This window comes from Alcaligenes sp. NLF5-7 (assembly GCF_024266725.1).
GTDB lineage: Bacteria > Pseudomonadota > Gammaproteobacteria > Burkholderiales > Burkholderiaceae_B > Alcaligenes > Alcaligenes phenolicus.
Genome location: NZ_CP100755.1, coordinates 1,977,050 through 1,994,481 on the forward strand (window position 1 = coordinate 1,977,050; position 17,432 = coordinate 1,994,481).

The following is a 17,432-nucleotide window of genomic DNA, read 5'->3' on the forward strand; positions in this document are numbered from 1 at the left end:
AGGCCGGGGCGCTACACTATCGCCTTGGCCACGGTGGCCGTAGAGCGACTCATTCATGTCTGACCTTTCCCCGCCCCTGTTCGAGAAACTGTGCTGTCCTTTGGACGGCTTGCCGCTCTCGTTTGAGGCTCCCAGCTGGCGCTGCCCCTCGGGCCATTGTTTCGATACGGCCAGCCAGGGCTATATCAATCTGCTTCCTGTACAAAACAAGCGTTCACGTGATCCGGGCGACAGCAAGGACATGGTGGCGGCGCGGCGTCGTTATCTGGGGTCCGGGGTGTACGAGCCTATCGCCGCTGGCGTGTGGCGTGCCTTGATAGATGGCCTGGAAGGGGAGGCGCCTTATGCCTGTCTGGATGCGGGCTGCGGCGAAGGCTATTACCCGCGTTATTTGCGTCAGCAGGATCAGGATGGGCAGTTGGCCCTGATTGGTCTGGATATTTCCAAGTGGGCCGTCATGGCAGCGGCGCGCAGTTCCTCGGACATACGTTGGCTGGTGGGTAGCAATGCTCAATTGCCCGTGCCGGATGGTGCTTTGGATGCCTTGCTGTGCATGTTTGGCTTTGCCGTGCCCGAGGAGTTCTTGCGGGCGTTGAAGCCGGGCGGTATCTGGGTGCAGGTGGAAGCGGGGCCAGACCATTTGCTGGAACTGCGCCGCATTATTTATCCGACCTTGAAAGCCGATAAGGACGAGACTTTGCAGTCCCCGGTCGGTTTCAGTCTGGAAGCTGTTGAACGTGTCCGTTGTCAGATCAGCCTTGATTCACAAGAGAAAATTGCCGATCTGCTCTTGATGACGCCACATTTGTTCCGAGCCAGCGCGCAAGGGTTGGAGCAGGCTCGTCAATTGACGAGCCTGGATATTCAGGTGGATGTGCGTATCAAGGTCTTGCGTCGTCTTTAAGCTGATCTGCTCTGAGCGTCGCTGGCAGCAGGATCGCAAATTTCTACGCGGTTGCGTCCATTGCGCTTGGCCTTGTAAAGCGCTTCGTCCGCCAGTTTCAACACCGTGCTGTGTTCTCGGGCATGCAAGGGCCAGTGTGCCAGCCCGATGGAAATCGTAATGGGTGAGCCAGTTGGGCTATTGGTTTCGCTGATCAAAATGCGCAGGCGCTCGGCCAGTTGCACGGCCTGGTCTACATCCTGATCGGGCAGGAAAATACAGAACTCTTCACCCCCGACCCGACAGATCAGGTCCGTATCGCGGGTGCAGGCCCGCATGGTGTCGGCCAGAAAGCTCAGCACCAGATCGCCCACATCGTGCCCGTAGGTGTCGTTCACGCGTTTGAAGTGGTCAATATCCACTGTCAGCACGGAAAAGGGGGTGTCCGTTTCTTTCCATTGTTGCAGCACAACAGCCATGCCTCGGCGGTTGTTCAGCCCGGTCAGCGGGTCGGTATTGCGCTCCACATCCATGACGCCCATTTTGCGATTCACACGCTGCAAGCCCAGCAACATGGCCAGCTTGATCTGGCGGGACTCGAAATACCAGGCATGAACTTGTTCGATGCGCGAGCTGGCCTTGGCTGAGTCCAGATGCGGAGCCTGGCGAGCCAGTTGTCGCAAGGGTTTGGCGATCAGCATGGCCAACATCCAGATCAGGATCTGCACCGCCAGGAAAAAGGGGATGGAATTGCGCAGCACCTTGCCCAGCAGGACCGTTAATTCATCCAGCACCACTTTGGTGGGACTTTGCACCACAACGCCCCATTTCACATCGTTGCTGGGCGCAAAACCGGCCAGCATGTCTACACCTTTCACGTTGCGCAGGGATAGAGCGCTACTCTCGCCCTGGCTGACAGCGTCAATGGCCGGGTTGCCGTGTATGACTTCGCCAATCCGGGCGACGTCACGGTGGAAAATCAGCCGTTTGTGCTGGTCGACCACATAAATGTAAGATCCATCACGATAAAAGTGCTCGCCTAGTAAGGCGTTCAGGCTATTGGGCTCGTGCAGGTAGATGGAACCGCCTACCAGGCCCTTGTAATTGCCTTCCGCATCAAAAATCGGGTGGGACAGGAAGATCAGCAAGCGCCCGGTTGCGGACAGATAGGGCTGACTGACCACGGGCTTCCTGGTTTTCAGTGCCAGTTTTGTGCCCTCCCCTCGTAGTGTCGTGCCAAGCAGGTTGAGCTGTTGAGGAGCATTGGCCAGAACCCGGCCCTCGGTATTCAGAATCAAAACCGAGTTAAAGCTATTGTTTTGTTCTTTCAGGCGCCTTACCTCGTCACGTAGCATGGGCTCGTTGCCCTGATTCAGGGAGCGGGAGAGTTCATTGGCGCTATAACGAAGTTGCTGTTGCAAATTGGCGATGAAGGCATCGGTGCTGCTGGCCAGTTTCAGCGCGTAGGCGCGGTTCTTTTCCAGCGCTTGCTCGATCAGCAAGGAACGCTCCGCTGAATAGGCTCCATACAAGGTGTAGCCCATGGTCAGCAGACTGCTGGCAGTAGCCAGCAAGAGAATCAGCCGGCGCAGATCAACAAAAAACATGAGGATGGGCGAACGCTCGAAGTAAAGGGAGGGGCTGGGGAGGCCGAACAGACGGTCGTAAGACGCCTAAAGCATTATACGTAAAGAATGTTTCCGAGTTTGAGGAGGTGTGACCCAAGGCCACAGGAAGGACGTCGCGCAGGGCAGGGGATTACGCCAGAGTGTAAGATGTGAAATGGTCTAGACCAATAGACAGTTACCACATGTGTATCGCTGGCTGGGTAGATTGGATGGTATCGGCCGGCACTTTTCCATGGAGATCCCGATATGAAAAGCGTAGATAGTTTTAAGGCTTTGCACCAGTTGGATGTCGGCGGGCAGTCCTACGACTACTATCGGTTAGATGCGGTTCGTGGAGATGGCCTGGATGTTGCCAGCCTGCCTTATGGCTTGAAGATCCTGCTGGAAAACTTGCTGCGCACCGAAGACGGTGGCGATGTCACGGCCGATGATATTCGCGCCCTGGCCGCCTGGGACCCTGCTGCCGAGCCCGATCGTGAAATCGCCTTTACCCCCGCACGCGTTGTGCTGCAGGACTTTACCGGTGTGCCAGCCGTTGTGGACCTGGCCGCCATGCGTGAAGCCATGCAGGCCTTGGGCGGTGACCCGCAAAAAATCAACCCCCTGGCACCGGTAGAGCTGGTTATTGACCACTCGGTGATCGTGGACGACTTTGGCAAGCCCAGCTCGTTTGAACGCAACGTGGAAATCGAATACGAGCGCAATATGGAGCGCTACCAGTTCCTGCGCTGGGGCCAAAGTGCTTTTGATAACTTCAAGGTCGTGCCACCGGGCACCGGTATTGTTCACCAGGTGAACCTGGAACATTTGGCCCGCGTGGTCTTTACGCGCGATGAACAAGGCCGTCAGCTGGCGTATCCCGATACCTGTGTGGGTACGGACTCGCACACGCCTATGGTGAACGGTCTGGGCGTGGTGGCCTGGGGCGTAGGCGGTATCGAGGCCGAAGCTGCCATGCTGGGCCAGCCCATTTCCATGCTGATCCCTCGCGTTGTGGGTTTCAAGCTGACGGGTCAAATGCCTGAAGGCACCACGGCTACCGACCTGGTGCTGACGATTACCGATATGCTGCGTCAGCATGGGGTGGTCGGCAAGTTTGTGGAGTTCTACGGTCCCGGCGTCAGCGCTGTGCCTTTGGCCAACCGTGCCACTATCGGCAATATGAGCCCTGAATACGGCTCCACCATCTCCATGTTCCCCATCGACGAGGAAACCCTGCGTTATATGGAGCTGACGGGCCGCAGCAAAGAGCAGATCGAACTGGTACGCGCCTACGCCAAGGCTCAGGGCCTGTGGCACGATCCGCAGCACGAGCCTCGCTACTCCGAGCGCCTGGAGCTGGATCTGTCCACCGTCGTGCCTTCGATTGCTGGTCCCAAGCGTCCTCAGGACCGTATTGCCTTGTCTTCCTCCAAACCGGCATTCCGTACCGCTGTGCGCGACTTGCTGGGCGACGATGTAGCGACCTACGATGAGGCCGTGGAAGAAAGCTTCCCCGCGTCGGACGTGCCTTCGCACAAACCGCCAGCACCTCGGAAAGCGGCGGTGGAGTTTACGCTGGCCGATGGCAGCAAGTGCACGCTGGATCATGGCTCGGTCGTCATTGCCGCGATTACTTCGTGTACCAATACCTCCAACCCCAGCGTCATGATGGCCGCCGGTCTGTTGGCCAAGAAAGCCGTGGAAAAGGGCTTGAGCCGCAAGCCTTGGGTGAAAACCAGTCTGGCCCCCGGATCGCGCGTGGTCACGGACTACTACCAGCGTGCAGGCCTGACTTCCTATCTGGATAAGCTCGGTTTTGATCTGGTTGGCTACGGGTGCACTACATGTATCGGTAACTCTGGCCCCTTGATTCCAGAGGTCAGCCAGGCCATTAACCAGAACGATCTGGCCGTGGTGTCCACGCTGTCCGGTAACCGCAACTTCGAGGGCCGTATTCACCCCGAAGTGAAGATGAACTACCTGATGTCGCCACCGCTGGTGGTCGCCTACGCCTTGGCGGGCACCATGGATATTGACCTGTACCACGAGCCTTTGGGGCAGGGCAGCGATGGCAAGGATGTATTCCTGAAAGACATCTGGCCGTCTGCCGCTGAAGTGCAGGACGTGATCAGCAAGGCGATTGCCTCGGATATGTATCGTGATGGTTATGCCGATGTGTTCGCCGGTGACGAGCGCTGGCGCTCTCTGCCTACCCCCAAAGGGGATCGTTTCGAGTGGCAGGATGATTCCACCTACGTGCGCAAACCGCCTTACTTCATTGATCTGAAGCGCGATCCAAGCCCCGTCTCGGACATTCGAGGTGCGCGCGTGCTGGCCAAGCTGGGCGATTCAGTGACAACCGATCACATCAGTCCCGCCGGTTCGATTGCGCGTACCTCGCCTGCGGCAACGTACTTGATGGATCACGATGTCAAACCGCAGGATTTCAACTCCTACGGTTCGCGTCGCGGTAACCATGAAGTCATGATTCGCGGCACTTTCGCCAACGTGCGTCTGCGCAACCAATTGGCTCCGGGTACAGAAGGCGGCTATACACGCGACTTCACGCAAGATGGTGCACCAGTGGCCACGATTTACGATGCCTCGCGCAATTACTTGAATGCCGCTGTCCCGCTGGTGATTCTGGCCGGCAAGGAATACGGCTCGGGTTCTTCGCGTGACTGGGCGGCCAAAGGTACGGTGCTCTTGGGCGTCCGTGCAGTTATTGCCGAGTCCTACGAACGTATTCACCGCAGCAACCTGCTGGGCATGGGCGTGATGCCTTTGCAGTTCCCGGCTGGTCAGAACGCCGAAACCTTGGGCCTGGCGGGGGATGAAATCTTTGATATTGAAGGCATTACCGCCCTGAATCAGGACAAGATTCCCGAGAAGGTCAAAGTGCGTGCGGGCGATATCGAGTTCGAGGCTCTGGTCCGAATTGATACGCCTAGCGAAGCGCATTACTACCGTCACGGCGGTATCATGCAGTACGTTTTGCGGGGCTTGTTGAAAGCGTAAGCCTGGCAGCAGGTCAAGGCGTGTGCATGCACGCCCAACAGTGCGTCAGTTGTGCCCTGTGCAACTGGCGCACTGGTGTGTTTGAAGGGCCGGCACTGTTGCCGGCTCTTTGTTTGGATAAAGAAAAATGGCAAATACCCAAGAAGCGTCTTGGTCTGAACTCCTGTCTGGCCGTAATGGCTTGCGCTCACTGGCCTTGGCCGGGGGCGTGGCCGTTCATGCGATCAACGTGTACGTGGCGACCACGATTCTGCCCTCGGTGGTGGAGGATATCGGCGGGCTGGAGTACTACGCCTGGAATACCACGCTATTTGTGGTGGCCTCGATTCTGGGCTCGGCCCTGTCGCCACAAGTTCTGGAAAAACTGGGTCTGCGTCACAGCTTCTTGATGTCCTTGCTGTTCTTTGCCATTGGCACGACCCTGTGCGCGGCAGCGCCTTCCATGCCTTTCCTGCTCTTTGCCCGCACGATTCAAGGTTTGGGCGGCGGCTTGCTGCTGGGCCTGAGCTATTCTTCTATCCGGCTGGTATTTGAAGAGCGACTTTGGCCGCGCGTCATGGCCTTGGTGTCCAGTATGTGGGGCGTGGCAACCTTGTCGGGCCCGGCGATTGGTGGGATATTTGCCCAGATGGGGCAGTGGCGTCTGGCTTTCTGGAGTGTCCTTCCTTGTGCTGCTTTGCTGGCTATTCTGGTCTGGACGCAATTGCGCGATGCGCGTGCGCCTGAAACTCGTAAATCCGGTTCCACTTTGGGCAAGGTATTGCTGCTGACCGCTTCTGTGCTGGTCATGTCCGCAGGTAGCCTGTCTACTTCCTGGATGATCAATCTGGGCGGTGTGCTGGGCGGGGCGATTCTGGTTTATTTGATGGCGCGTGCCGACAGCAAGTCGGCCAGTCGCCTGTTTCCGCAGGGTACTTACTCCATCAGCACGGCCTTGGGCAGTCTGTATGCCGGTATTGGTCTGGTCAGCGTGGCCGTGGCAACGGAAATTTTCATTCCGTATTTCCTGCAGATCATCCACCACATGAGCCCGCTGAAAGCAGGCTACCTGACGGCCTTGATGTCAGGCGGCTGGACCCTGGGTTCTATTGCCAGCTCCAGTCGGGGGCTGAAAACCGGGGATCGCATGATTATTGCCGGGCCTGTATTGTCGGGCCTGTCTCTGGTAGCGCTGGGTGTCTTTATCCCGTGGGTAGGCTTGAGTGAAGGCACGGACTATTCCTGGGCCTTGTACCTGTCTTTATTGGGAGTCGGAGTGGGGATTGGTCTGGCCTGGCCGCATTTGCTGACGCGGGTATTTCATTCCGCGCCCAAGGGGCAGGAGAATATTGCCTCGGCCGCCATTACCACCTTGCAGTTGTTCACTATGGCATTGGGTGCGGCCTTGGCAGGAATCATTACGACAGCCTCGGGCTTTGTGGACCCCGGTGGGGTGCAGGGCGCACGCCAGTCGGCGCAGGCTCTGCTGTGGTTGTTTGCCCTGGCGCCCCTTCTTGCAGCCTTCTTGTCCGGGCCTGCGCGTCGGGTGCGCCCCAGGGCTTAGTCCTGGACGGTGCTTTTGGGCAGGCGGAACAGTTCTGGATCCGGGCCAAGACGGCCGTCGGCCTGATCCAGGCTGGCAATGGCGGCCATATCGGCTTCGCTTAGCTCAAAGCTGAAAATGTCCATATTGTCGCGCTGGCGTTCGGGGGAGTTGGACTTGGTAATCACCATATTGCCCAGCTGAATCTGCCATCGCAGCATGATTTGCGCCACGGAACGGCCATGTTCCTTGGCAATCTTGTTCAACACCGGGTTGTCCCACAGCGTGCCCAATCCCAGCGGGCTCCAGGCTTGCGTCTGGATGGCGTGGTCTTCGTGGTAATGGCGCGATTCAGCCTGCTGAAATCCGGGGTGCAGCTCGATCTGGTTCAGTACGGGCAGCACACCTGTCTTGTCCAGCAAGGTTTGCAGGTGCTGGGGCAGGAAGTTGCACACCCCAATCGACTTCACACGACCTTCATTGCGCAGATTGATCAGCGTCTCCCAAGTCTGGATGTACTGGCGGTTCTTGGGCACGGGCCAGTGAATCAGGTACAGATCCACATAGTCCAGCTGCAGCTTGTCCATGCTTTCTTCAAAGCCTGCACGGGTATTGTCGTGGCCATGCATGTCATTCCACAGCTTGGTGGTCACAAACAGCTCTTCGCGTGGCACCTTGGACTGACGAATCCCTTGGCCCACCTCGGCCTCGTTACCGTAGATGGCGGCGGTATCGATCAGGCGGTAGCCTGCTTCGATGCCACTGCACACCACATCGGCCGTTTGCTCGGCAGGTACCTGCCACACGCCCATGCCCAGTTGTGGCGCACGGTTATCGTCATGGAAGGTGATTGTTGGGGGGGTAGTCGACATAGGTCTCTCCTCGGTTGAGTGCACGGCAAAACAGCCAGGACATGGCTGATGAAACCACCGCGCATTGGGAACGATCGGGCTCTAGAGTACAGGCGGTGTCAAAGCAAAAGTCCTTTAAAGGACATGAATCCGCATGGGATGGACACGCGAAGCTTGTACGTAGGCAGGAAATTAGCTTATTGTTTTTTGTCCTGCGGCGATTATAGAGGCGTCGACTGGATTTTTTCTTAAGATGTTGCAATCTGCATCATTCATGATCCCATATAAGCTTTAGCTCTATGGGATTCCAGCTGGAGTAAGTATGAGCGTACATACCACGCAGGTCCGCGTTAGCGTACCCGCCTTGATCGCCTGCAAGGGCAAACAAAAAATTGCTTCATTAACAGCCTACATCGCGCCTATCGCACGTATGCTGGACGAGCACCTGGATATGATTCTGGTGGGCGATTCGACCGCTATGGTGGGCTATGCCATGCCCGATACCTTAAGCATTACGGTCGATATGATGGCGGCCCATGCTGCTGCCGTGGTGCGTGCGACTCAACATGCTTGTATTGTCGTGGATATGCCGTTTGGCAGCTATCAGGAATCACCCCAGCAGGCATTTGCCAATGCATCGCGTATGCTCGCCATCAGCGGTGCCCAATCGGTGAAGCTGGAAGGCGGTCAGGCCATGGCTGAAACCACGCGCTTCCTGGTCGAGCGCGGCGTGCCCGTGCTGGCACACGTGGGTTTGATGCCCCAGTACGTCAACACCATGGGCGGTTACAAGGCTCAAGGCATGACAGATGCCGCTGCCCAACGTGTGCTGGAAGACGCTGTGGCTCACGCACAGGCGGGTGCCTGGGGTGTGGTGCTGGAAGGGGTGGCAGAAGGTCTGGGTCGCCGTATTACTGAAACCATCGCCATTCCGACCATCGGTATCGGTGCTTCTCCCGCATGCGATGGCCAGGTTCTGGTCACGGAAGACATTCTGGGTCTGACCAATGGCAAGATCCCCAAATTCGCCAAACCCTACGCGGATGTGGGTGCCTTGATCTCCCAGGCAGCCGGTCAATACGCGGCTGAAGTGCGTGATGGTTCTTTCCCCACGCTGGATCAATGTTTCGGTGTGAAACGCTAGTCCGGCTAACTATTCCGCATTAGAATATTCCGTGTTGATAAATGCGGCATTCACATAGAACGACATGGAAATTCGCCAATTAGAAGCCTTTGCAGCGGTGATGTCTGCTGGCAGTGTTACCGCTGCTGGCAGACTGCTGGACCGCTCTCAGCCAGTGGTTAGCCGCCAGATCCAGGAGCTGGAACAGGAACTGGGCTTCAGGCTTTTTACCCGCACCCGTCCGCAGGTCACCTTGACTGAACAAGGGCGCGAGTTCTATCTGGAAGCCCGGCCCGTGCTGATGAATCTGGAGGTGCTGCAAAGCCGCGCTCTGGAAATCGCCCGTGGGGGCCTGCGACCTCTGCGCATTGTGACTACTCACGCCTTGGCGATTGGCTTGGTGCCGCAAGCGCTGGGCATCATGGAGCAGCACGATCCGGCCTTCAAGCAAAAGCTGATTATTGATACGGTAAAACCGGAAGAGGTGGTGCAAGCCATTGACGAAGGACGGGCAGATCTGGCGGTGACCAGTTTGCCGCTGGACATTGATGGCTGCACCTTGCATTGGTCAGGTCAAAGCCCCTGCCTGCTGGGCATGGCCGTCAATCATCCCCTGGCCAAACAGGAACTGGTGCGTCTCAGTGATATTCAGGGCACCCCCCTGATTTCCATCCAGAACCGCCACCGCTTGCGCCATACCCTGGCAACCGCCTTGCTGCGTGCCAGTCCGGAAGCCCCGGAAGATATCCGTCATATCGAGGTTGCCTCCTCGTTGGAGGGCCTGGTTCTGGCCAGCCAAGGGGTAGGCGTGTCCTTGATTGACCCCTTTACCGCCCACGGCCTGCCACTGCCCAACGTCGTGCTGCGCCCGATTGATATCCACGTGCCTTATATGGTCGGTGTGGTGTCCTTGCGATCCCGCGAACTGCGTCCGGATGCGCAGCGCCTGGTCGAAGCCATGCGGCAGTATGTGCTGCAATTCATCCCGCGCTTTGTGCTGGGGGACGACACCGGCTTACCAAGTACGCAAGACCCGTTTGACTCACTGTAATCAACACGCTTGTTGATCAAGGCTCGGGCGGCTTTGCTGGATGCTCGTCCGCCTCTGCAGGCCTTAGGGGATCATCGCGTACGCCAGAACTTCCAGCTTCATGCCCGGCTCCACCAAGGCTGCAACGCCAACACTGGCGCGGTTGGGGAAGGGCGCGGAGAAAAACTCTCTGTACACCTTGTCGATGCTGTCCATGTCGGCAACATCGGTCATGTAGATCAGCACTTGGGTGACATTTTCCAGGCTGCCACCGGCCGCTTGCGTGGCCCGTTGCAGATTGGCAAAGGTCAGGCGAGCTTGCTGCTCGATGCTTCCCGTATCAATGCTGCCGTCCGGCCGGACAGGTCCGTTCACCGTAAACAGCATTTCCCCCTTGGCTTTGACGGCCCAGGAAAACGCTTGCTTCAGGGGTGGCAGCCCGACGTCGACAACTTGTTTCATCACTTGCTCCGAGTAGAGGTGACCGGCAAGGACGCAAAGAGCGCGTGCGTGGCATCGCCCAAGCGGGTGTTGGGACGAGCCTGGTCAAGAATGACATCGAAGTGGTTGCGTGCTGGCATTTCGATGGGGGGCAGATACCGGACACCCAATGCATCAAGCGCATCGGCAAAAGCCTGACTCTGGCGTTTGAACTCCGAGGTTTCGATTTCTCCCCAGCTGATGATGGCGGGCGGAAAGCCCGTCAGATCAAGCAGTTGGGGGCTGATCGCCTGTGCGCTCGCCGTGTCCAGAGACAGTGCCTCATTGATGCTGGTGCCAATCAGGGGCTGCAGGTCGTAAATGCCTGAAACCAGTACCGCCGCTGCGGGTGCCCCTACGGGTAAATCGGCATCATCTTTCCATCCACGCAAGCAGCACATGGCAGCCAGATGCGCGCCGGCAGAACTGCCGGAAACGACGATGCGTTGCGGGTCAAAGCCCAGTTCTTCGCCATGTTGATGCAGCCAGCGCAGAGCCTGGCGGCACTCCAGCACCATGTCGTGGACAGAGGCTTGCGGTGCCAAGGTGTAATCAATGGCGGCAAAGGCAATGCCGGCCTCGGTGCAGTTCGGGGCCGAGAATACAGAGGAAGCCTTGGAAAGCTCCTGCCAGTAGCCGCCATGAATAAACAGCAGCAGCGGCGGGAGGGATTCCGAGTCGTGGGGTGCAGGTAAAAAGAGGTCAAGCTTATGCGCAGCGGCATTGCCATAGGCAAGCTCGGCATGCCGAGCTCCGCTTTGCAAAGCTGCTGCGCTAAGTGTGGCGTAGTCCTCGATGTAGGGCGCGTAGTTCCCGCCTATACAGGAGCTGGGCGAATATTCGCGTTCGCGCTCCTGCGCGGAGAGTAAGTCGTGTGGAGCCTGCATTACAGCGCGGTCCGAACAGTCCAGATTTCAGGGAACAGCACCACATCGAGCATCTTGCGCAGGTAGCTGACGCCGCCTGTGCCGCCCGTGCCGCGTTTGAAGCCGATGACGCGCTCAACAGTCGTGACATGGCGGAAACGCCAAAGACGGAAGGCGTCCTCAATGTCGGTCAGCTTCTCGCCCAGCTGGTATAGATCCCAGTGTGCATGCGGGTCACGGTAGACCTCCAACCATGCAGCTTCCACCTCGGGGCTGGCTTCGTAGGGCTGTGTCCAGTCACGGTCCAGGTGATCGGCGGGAATGGCAAAGCCCTGGCGGGCCAGCAGGCGTAGCGACTCGTCATAGAGCGAAGGGGCACGGTACGCCTTGTCGACCATCTGGAGCAGGTCTGGCCTATGGGCATGGGGCTTGAGCATGGCCGCATTCTTGTTGCCCAGAGCAAATTCAATGCAGCGATACTGCGCGCTTTGAAAACCGCTGGAGCTGGCCAGATAAGGGCGCATCGCCGTGTATTCCGGCGGGGTCATGGTCGAGAGCACGGTCCAGGCACTGACCAGCTGCTCCATGATGCGCGAGACCCGCGCCATCATCTTGAAGGTGTCGGCGTAGCGGTCGGCTGCGATGGCTGCAGTGGCGGCGGTCACTTCATGCAGCATCAGTTTCATCCAGAGTTCGCTGGTCTGGTGCTGGATGATGAACAGCATTTCGTCGTGGGCAGGCGAGAGCGGGTGTTGAGCGCCCAGCACCTCGTCCAGGTGCAAGTAGTCGCCATAGCTCATGGATTGGCTGAAGTCCAACTGCGCTTTTTCTTCCGAAACAATGCGCTCTGTCTCGCTGATTCCCTTGTCAGCCGATGCTTTGGAAGCATTCATTTGTTCTGTTCCCGGTACGTTAATAATGATCTGCGCGACCTGTGGAACAGGTCGCGTGGGTCGATAGAAAATCAAAGTCGCGTTGCGCGCCGAGGGGAGTTTGCAATGCATCTTGCCCGAAGGTCTCCATCAGCGGCAGGATGCGGTCACCTGAGTAGGCGGGCATAGGGGTAAAGCTGAAATGGGTCTGTGGTTTCATAATTTCATCCCACTTAAATTTATGCGTTGATCTTATGGATTTAAGGGTCTTGCGCCAAGCTGTTTTTTATAGAAGCATAACTTTTTCTGAAAAACTTAAAAAACGGGTTTTTTTATGCAAATAGAACTGGATCAGGTGGATGGCAGTTTGCTAGCCGAGCTGCAAGGAAACGCCCGGCTGACAACAAGCGAGCTGGCACAAAAAGTGGGCATATCGCAGTCGCCTTGCTGGCGCCGGATTCGACGTATGGAAGAAGCCGGGCTTATTTCAGGCTACCACGCCCGGCTGGATCGGCGTGGCCTGGGTTATGGCGTGGTGGCCTTTGTCAGCATCAGTGTGGACTTTCAAAATGAAGAGCGTTCGGTGCAATTTGTGGAGGCCGTGCGCGATATTCCGGAGGTGGTGATGTGCCACGGCATTGCCGGTCCGGCGGATTTTTTGCTGATGGTCGTGGCCAAGGATCTGGACAGCTATTCGGAATTGTTGCAACGAAAATTGCATCGTTTACCCGGTGTTCGGCAAGCGCAGACCAGTTTTTCCTTGCAGGAATTCAAGGGCCTTAACGCGCTGCCAATCCCAGCAATGGCCGGCTCTGCAGCCTGATCAAGTGCTCTGCAAAAGCTGATGCGCGGCTCGCTCACAAAGCGTGTCGAGTCGCTCATCACGAATCAGGTGGCTAAGGGTTAGCTCTGATTTGTTGTCGTAGAAGTCCGTCCTTAGAATTGATCAAAAATCACAAATCTTTGCTCGAATTCACGTTGTGACGGAATTTAATGAAACATTCAGATGCTGCAAGCACAAGCGCTCCGCTCGAAGCTTTTCAACCCATCGTTCGGCAATCCGTCAACGAAGCGGTCTATCAAGCCCTACGTAACAAGCTGATGCACGGTGAGTACCGTGCGGGCCAAGTGCTTGGCATTCAGTACCTGGCCGATGCGCTGGGCACCAGCACCATGCCCGTGCGCGAAGCATTGCGCCGTCTGGTGGCACAGCAGGGGCTGGAGCCTTTGCCTAACGGCACTACCCGTGTTCCTTTGATCACCAAAGCCTGCCTGAGCGATATTCGCCGCGCCCGTGTTTTGATCGAAGGCACCGTCACCGAATGGGCGGGGCCTTTCCTGACTCCGTCCGTGCTGGATCAGCTGGAACAACTGGCGCAAGAAATCACCCAAGAGCGCCGCACGCCCAAAGGCGTGGCCAGCAGTCTGGAAAAAAACCGGATCTTTCATTTCACGATTTACGGAGCCGCTCAGTCTCCCGTCATGCTCGCCATGATCGAGAGCCTGTGGCTGCAGTCGGGCGCTTACTTGCGTGAAACCCGCGAGCAGCTACACAACGAAGACTCTGCCGATCACCTGCACGAATCCACCGTCAAAGCGCTGCGCGCGGGCAATTTTGCCCAGGCGCGCCAATACATTCAGGAAGATGTTTCCTGGATCTTCGACCGCTTGGACCTGGCCGATTAAGTCGATCTCTCAACTACTCATCACCACCAAAGACCATGCTAAAAAAACATAGATCAAAAGCAGTGACCGAGGGAGTGACTCGCACCCCACACCGAGCCTTTCTGCGTGCAACAGGCCTGGACGATGATGATCTGGACCGTTCGATGGTCGCCATCATTGGAACCGCCGGAGACAACACACCCTGTTCCAAATCGCTGGGCCCACAAGCAGACAGCGTTCGCCTGGGTGTAGCCCAAGGTGGTGGCGTACCCGTCATGATGAACACGATTTCCGTGTCCGATGGCACCTCCATGAACCACGCTGGCATGCGCATGAGCCTGGTCTCGCGCGAGATGATTGCCGACAGCATGGAAATAGCCGTGCGTGGCCATGCCTATGACGCTCTGGTTGGTTTGGGCGGTTGCGACAAGACGCTGCCCGGCACCCTGATGGCCATGGCGCGCCTCAATGTCCCTTCGGTTTTCATTTACGGTGGCTCCATGTTGCCAGGCTACTCGCCCGATGGCACTGAAAACACGGTGCTGACTGCCATTGAGGGTGTGGGTCGTTATCAGACTGGGGCGATTTCCCTGGAGCAACTGCACGGCATTGAGCGCACCTGTGCCATGACCGTGGGCTCCTGTCCGGGCCAGTTCACCGCCAATACCATGGGTATGGTGGCAGAGGCTTTGGGCATGTCCTTCCTGGGTTCGTCGACCACCCCGGCGGTTTACAGCCAGCGGCACGCACTGGCTCGCCGAGCCGGTCGCCGCGTGATGGAGATTCTGGAAAACGGGGGTCCTTTGCCGCGTGATCTCATCACCCGCAAGAGCCTCGAAAATGCCGCAGCGGCTGTTGCAGCGACTGGCGGCTCGACCAACGTGGCCTTGCATATCCCTGCCATTGCACACGAAGTGGGCATTCGCTTCACCATGGATGACTTGGCCGAGGTGTTCAACCGCACGCCACTGATTGCCGATTTGCAGCCCGGCGGCCGTTATCTGGCCCGCGATCTGGACGTGATTGGCGGCGTGCCTGTAGTGCTCAAGGCACTGTTGAAAAGCGGCCACCTGCACGGCGATGTATTGACCATTACCGGCGAAACCTTGGCCGAAGCCCTGGAGAGCTTCCCCGATGTGGATGGCCGTATCGTGCGTAGCAGCGATCAGCCCATCCATGCGTCGGGCGGTCTGGTCGTGCTCAAGGGCAATCTGTGCCCCGATGGCGCCTTGCTGAAGATTGCCGGCTTGAAGTCTCTGGTTTTTGAAGGCCGTGCTCGCGTCTTTGAAACCGAGGAAGATTGCATGGCCGTGGTATCCAAGCAGGCCTACGAGACTGGCGATGTACTGATCATCCGCAACGAAGGGCCCAAAGGCGGCCCCGGCATGCGCGAGATGTTAAGCGTTACCGCCGCTATTTACGGCCATGGCAATGGCGAGAAAGTGGCACTGCTGACCGATGGCCGTTTCTCCGGCGCGACACGCGGCATGTGTATCGGCTATGCCAGCCCCGAAGCGGCCGCCGGTGGGAACATCGGCTTGGTGCGCGACGGCGACCGTATCACTATCGATGCCACGCAAAGCAGCATGCAGCTGCATGTGTCCGACGAGGAGCTGGCTGCACGCAGAGAGCAATGGAAACCCTACGTACGAGATCGTTTGGCTGGCGCGCTGGAGAAGTACGCACGCCTGGTTGGACCGACCAATGAAGGGGCAGTGACCCATTCGGGTGCTGCCGAGTGGCCGCAAGAACAGCTTGAGGACGTATAAGATGAAACTCGGTTTTTGCGGTTTGGGATTGATGGGTGCTGCCATGTTGCAGCGCCTGTTGAAAGCGGGTCACGAGGTCAAAGTCTGGAATCGCTCCAGGGAAAAGGCCGAGCCGCTGGCAGCGCTCGGCGCGCAGATTGTGGGCACGCCACGTGAAGCGGCTGAAGGCACCGACGGCGTCTTGTTATGCCTGTTTGATGCCAAGGCTGCCGAGGCCGTGGTGTTCGGTGCGGACGGGATTGCTCAGGCTGTGGGCCTTAAATGGCTGGTGGATCATTCCAGTATTGACCCTGAGGCCACACGCAAATTGGCCGCCCGTTTGCTGGAAAGTTGCGGAGCGGACTGGATTGATGCTCCGGTGTCTGGCGGTATTCCCGGCGTGGAGGCCGGTACCCTGGCCATCATGACGGGCGGTAGTGAAACCCATATGGCTGAAGCCGAGGCCGCCATGCGCGCCTATGCCGGCAATATCACGCATATGGGGCCTTCCGGTACCGGGCAGGCGACCAAGCTGTGCAACCAGGCCATCGTGGCGACCTCGATTGCGGCGTTGGCCGAAGCCATTGGCTTTGCCCAGCGCAATAACATCAATGTGGACAAGCTGGCCCCGGCGCTGGCGGGCGGTTGGGCGGATTCCAAGCCTTTGCAGATCTTTGCTCCGCGCATGATAGAAGCCCAGGCAAAAAGCATCGGTGCGCTGTCCACCATGCTCAAGGATATCGATACCTTGATCGCCAATGCTCAACAAAGCGGTGCGCCTATGCCGGTTGCGGCCAGCGTGCAGCAAATGTTGCGCGTGGCAAGCGCCATGGGTTTGGGTCAGGCCGAAGTGTCTGCCTTGGTCAGCGTTGTGCTGCCTGAGCAGCGTGATGCCTTCCTTCGCCAGATAGACGCATAAGACAGGCGGCCCCATGCAACTATCCGCTAATCTCAGCTGGTTGTATCGGCATCTGGATTGGAGCGAACGTTTCGAGGCTGCAGCGGCTGACGGTTTTCAGGGCGTCGAGATTTTACTGCCCTATGACTATGCACCCGACTGGTACGCCAGTCAGTTGAAAGCCGCCAAGCTGGAACTGACACTGATCAATACGCCGATAGGCGAGGGGCAGGGCAGGTTGGGCTGGGCGGCCATTCCCGGCGCACAGGTACAGTTCCAGGAAGCTTTTGATCGCGCCCGTGCTGTGGCACAGGCTACCGGCTGCCGCCGTATCCATGTGATGGCGGGCGATGTCAGCCCCTTCGCGCAGGAAGATTGCCGGGCTGCACTGCTTGGCAATCTGGAACAGGCTTTGGCCTTGGCTGAAGCGGATGATCTGGTGCTGACGCTGGAAGCGCTCAACCGCAGCGATATGGCCGGGTATTTCTATTATTTGCCCGAGCAGGTCATTGAGGTGCTCCAGCATTTCAATTCCCCGCGCCTGCGTCTGCAGTTTGATTACTACCACTGCGTCAAAGAAAGCCTGGATGTCCCGTCCAGCGTGGCGACCTGTGCTCCCTGGATTGGCTATGTGCAGATCGCGGGTGCCGATGGTCGCTACGAGCCTGATATTGCACAGCATGATTTGCTGGCAGGCGTAGCCGCTTTGCCCGCCTTGGCTTACGACAGTTGGCTGGGTTGCGAGTATCAGCCTCGCGGCTTGCCTTCAGAAGGTTTGGCTTGGTGCCAGCCCTTGCGTGATCGTGGTGTGCTGGCTGCGCCACGTCAGCGTGATGCTGCTTGCATGCAGGCTGCCGGGAGATAAG

16 protein-coding genes are annotated in these 17,432 nt (G+C 58.0%); 10 read left to right on the plus strand and 6 right to left on the minus strand.

Features of this window, described 5'->3' with window-relative positions:
* The first annotated feature begins 55 nt into the window (after window positions 1-55).
* A complete protein-coding gene (locus MID00_RS09175) occupies window positions 56-904 on the plus strand; it encodes a putative RNA methyltransferase (RefSeq protein WP_254500208.1) in 849 nt (282 codons plus the stop codon).
* On the opposite strand, the gene MID00_RS09180 is transcribed toward MID00_RS09175, so the two are convergent.
* On the minus strand, window positions 901-2,490 hold the full coding sequence (locus MID00_RS09180; protein WP_250756271.1) for a diguanylate cyclase: 1,590 nt from the start codon (window positions 2,488-2,490) through the stop codon (window positions 901-903). The two genes, MID00_RS09175 and MID00_RS09180, sit on opposite strands and share 4 nt — an antisense overlap.
* Window positions 2,491-2,757: 267 nt before the next feature.
* Here MID00_RS09180 and acnA point away from each other — a divergent pair, with 267 nt between their 5' ends.
* A complete protein-coding gene (gene acnA, locus MID00_RS09185; protein WP_137430534.1) occupies window positions 2,758-5,511 on the plus strand; it encodes an aconitate hydratase AcnA in 2,754 nt (917 codons plus the stop codon).
* Window positions 5,512-5,638: 127 nt separating this feature from the next.
* A complete protein-coding gene (locus MID00_RS09190; protein WP_022983646.1) occupies window positions 5,639-7,054 on the plus strand; it encodes an MFS transporter in 1,416 nt (471 codons plus the stop codon).
* On the opposite strand, the gene MID00_RS09195 is transcribed toward MID00_RS09190, so the two are convergent.
* Entirely contained in the window at window positions 7,051-7,905 is an 855-nt protein-coding gene (locus MID00_RS09195) for an aldo/keto reductase (protein WP_022983645.1), read from the minus strand. The genes MID00_RS09190 and MID00_RS09195 overlap by 4 nt on opposite strands.
* A gap of 301 nt (window positions 7,906-8,206) precedes the next feature.
* On the opposite strand from MID00_RS09195, the gene panB reads away from it, so the two are divergent.
* Both panB and MID00_RS09205 read left to right on the plus strand, forming a co-directional pair.
* A complete protein-coding gene (gene panB / locus MID00_RS09200; protein ID WP_009456821.1) occupies window positions 8,207-9,028 on the plus strand; it encodes a 3-methyl-2-oxobutanoate hydroxymethyltransferase in 822 nt (273 codons plus the stop codon).
* 64 nt (window positions 9,029-9,092) lie between these two features.
* A complete protein-coding gene (locus tag MID00_RS09205) occupies window positions 9,093-10,058 on the plus strand; it encodes a LysR family transcriptional regulator (protein WP_009456820.1) in 966 nt (321 codons plus the stop codon).
* Between the two features lie 63 nt (window positions 10,059-10,121).
* Here the strand turns inward: MID00_RS09205 and MID00_RS09210 are convergent, their stop codons facing one another.
* Genes MID00_RS09210 through MID00_RS09225 form a run of 4 tightly spaced genes read right to left on the minus strand, consistent with a single transcriptional unit; the run spans window position 10,122 to window position 12,475 of the window.
* Window positions 10,122-10,499 (minus strand): RidA family protein, encoded by a 378-nt coding sequence (locus tag MID00_RS09210; RefSeq protein WP_035269810.1) that lies wholly within the window; start codon window positions 10,497-10,499, stop codon window positions 10,122-10,124.
* Window positions 10,499-11,404 (minus strand): alpha/beta hydrolase, encoded by a 906-nt coding sequence (locus tag MID00_RS09215; RefSeq protein ID WP_254500209.1) that lies wholly within the window; start codon window positions 11,402-11,404, stop codon window positions 10,499-10,501. Before MID00_RS09215 ends, MID00_RS09210 begins: the two co-directional genes overlap by 1 nt.
* On the minus strand, window positions 11,404-12,276 hold the full coding sequence (kynA, locus tag MID00_RS09220) for a tryptophan 2,3-dioxygenase (RefSeq protein WP_021447253.1): 873 nt from the start codon (window positions 12,274-12,276) through the stop codon (window positions 11,404-11,406). The genes MID00_RS09215 and kynA overlap by 1 nt, the downstream gene beginning before the upstream one ends.
* Window positions 12,277-12,295: 19 nt before the next feature.
* Window positions 12,296-12,475: a hypothetical protein gene (locus MID00_RS09225; protein ID WP_021447252.1), complete on the minus strand. Its 180-nt coding sequence runs from the start codon at window positions 12,473-12,475 to the stop codon at window positions 12,296-12,298.
* A 114-nt stretch (window positions 12,476-12,589) separates the two neighbouring features.
* On the opposite strand from MID00_RS09225, the gene MID00_RS09230 reads away from it, so the two are divergent.
* From MID00_RS09230 to MID00_RS09250, 5 genes are all read left to right on the plus strand, one after another.
* Entirely contained in the window at window positions 12,590-13,078 is a 489-nt protein-coding gene (locus tag MID00_RS09230; protein WP_009455426.1) for an Lrp/AsnC family transcriptional regulator, read from the plus strand.
* 170 nt (window positions 13,079-13,248) lie between these two features.
* Window positions 13,249-13,941: a GntR family transcriptional regulator gene (locus MID00_RS09235; RefSeq protein WP_009455428.1), complete on the plus strand. Its 693-nt coding sequence runs from the start codon at window positions 13,249-13,251 to the stop codon at window positions 13,939-13,941.
* A 35-nt stretch (window positions 13,942-13,976) separates the two neighbouring features.
* Entirely contained in the window at window positions 13,977-15,689 is a 1,713-nt protein-coding gene (ilvD, locus tag MID00_RS09240; RefSeq protein ID WP_254500210.1) for a dihydroxy-acid dehydratase, read from the plus strand.
* A gap of 1 nt (window position 15,690) precedes the next feature.
* Complete coding sequence (locus MID00_RS09245) at window positions 15,691-16,587, plus strand: NAD(P)-dependent oxidoreductase (protein WP_254500211.1); 897 nt, start codon at window positions 15,691-15,693, stop codon at window positions 16,585-16,587.
* Between the two features lie 13 nt (window positions 16,588-16,600).
* A complete protein-coding gene (locus MID00_RS09250) occupies window positions 16,601-17,431 on the plus strand; it encodes a hydroxypyruvate isomerase family protein (RefSeq protein WP_254500212.1) in 831 nt (276 codons plus the stop codon).
* Window position 17,432: the final 1 nt, after the last annotated feature.

Excerpts from the sequence above, each read along its gene's own strand:
- MID00_RS09175 (WP_254500208.1), top strand. The coding sequence starts at position 56 with ATGTCTGACCTTTCCCCGCCCCTGTTCGAGAAACTGTGCTGTCCTTTG.
- MID00_RS09180 (WP_250756271.1), bottom strand. The coding sequence starts at position 2,490 with ATGTTTTTTGTTGATCTGCGCCGGCTGATTCTCTTGCTGGCTACTGCC.
- acnA (WP_137430534.1), top strand. The coding sequence starts at position 2,758 with ATGAAAAGCGTAGATAGTTTTAAGGCTTTGCACCAGTTGGATGTCGGC.
- MID00_RS09190 (WP_022983646.1), top strand. The coding sequence starts at position 5,639 with ATGGCAAATACCCAAGAAGCGTCTTGGTCTGAACTCCTGTCTGGCCGT.
- MID00_RS09195 (WP_022983645.1), bottom strand. The coding sequence starts at position 7,905 with ATGTCGACTACCCCCCCAACAATCACCTTCCATGACGATAACCGTGCG.
- panB (WP_009456821.1), top strand. The coding sequence starts at position 8,207 with ATGAGCGTACATACCACGCAGGTCCGCGTTAGCGTACCCGCCTTGATC.
- MID00_RS09205 (WP_009456820.1), top strand. The coding sequence starts at position 9,093 with ATGGAAATTCGCCAATTAGAAGCCTTTGCAGCGGTGATGTCTGCTGGC.
- MID00_RS09210 (WP_035269810.1), bottom strand. The coding sequence starts at position 10,499 with ATGAAACAAGTTGTCGACGTCGGGCTGCCACCCCTGAAGCAAGCGTTT.
- MID00_RS09215 (WP_254500209.1), bottom strand. The coding sequence starts at position 11,404 with ATGCAGGCTCCACACGACTTACTCTCCGCGCAGGAGCGCGAACGCGAA.
- kynA (WP_021447253.1), bottom strand. The coding sequence starts at position 12,276 with ATGAATGCTTCCAAAGCATCGGCTGACAAGGGAATCAGCGAGACAGAG.
- MID00_RS09225 (WP_021447252.1), bottom strand. The coding sequence starts at position 12,475 with ATGAAACCACAGACCCATTTCAGCTTTACCCCTATGCCCGCCTACTCA.
- MID00_RS09230 (WP_009455426.1), top strand. The coding sequence starts at position 12,590 with ATGCAAATAGAACTGGATCAGGTGGATGGCAGTTTGCTAGCCGAGCTG.
- MID00_RS09235 (WP_009455428.1), top strand. The coding sequence starts at position 13,249 with ATGAAACATTCAGATGCTGCAAGCACAAGCGCTCCGCTCGAAGCTTTT.
- ilvD (WP_254500210.1), top strand. The coding sequence starts at position 13,977 with ATGCTAAAAAAACATAGATCAAAAGCAGTGACCGAGGGAGTGACTCGC.
- MID00_RS09245 (WP_254500211.1), top strand. The coding sequence starts at position 15,691 with ATGAAACTCGGTTTTTGCGGTTTGGGATTGATGGGTGCTGCCATGTTG.
- MID00_RS09250 (WP_254500212.1), top strand. The coding sequence starts at position 16,601 with ATGCAACTATCCGCTAATCTCAGCTGGTTGTATCGGCATCTGGATTGG.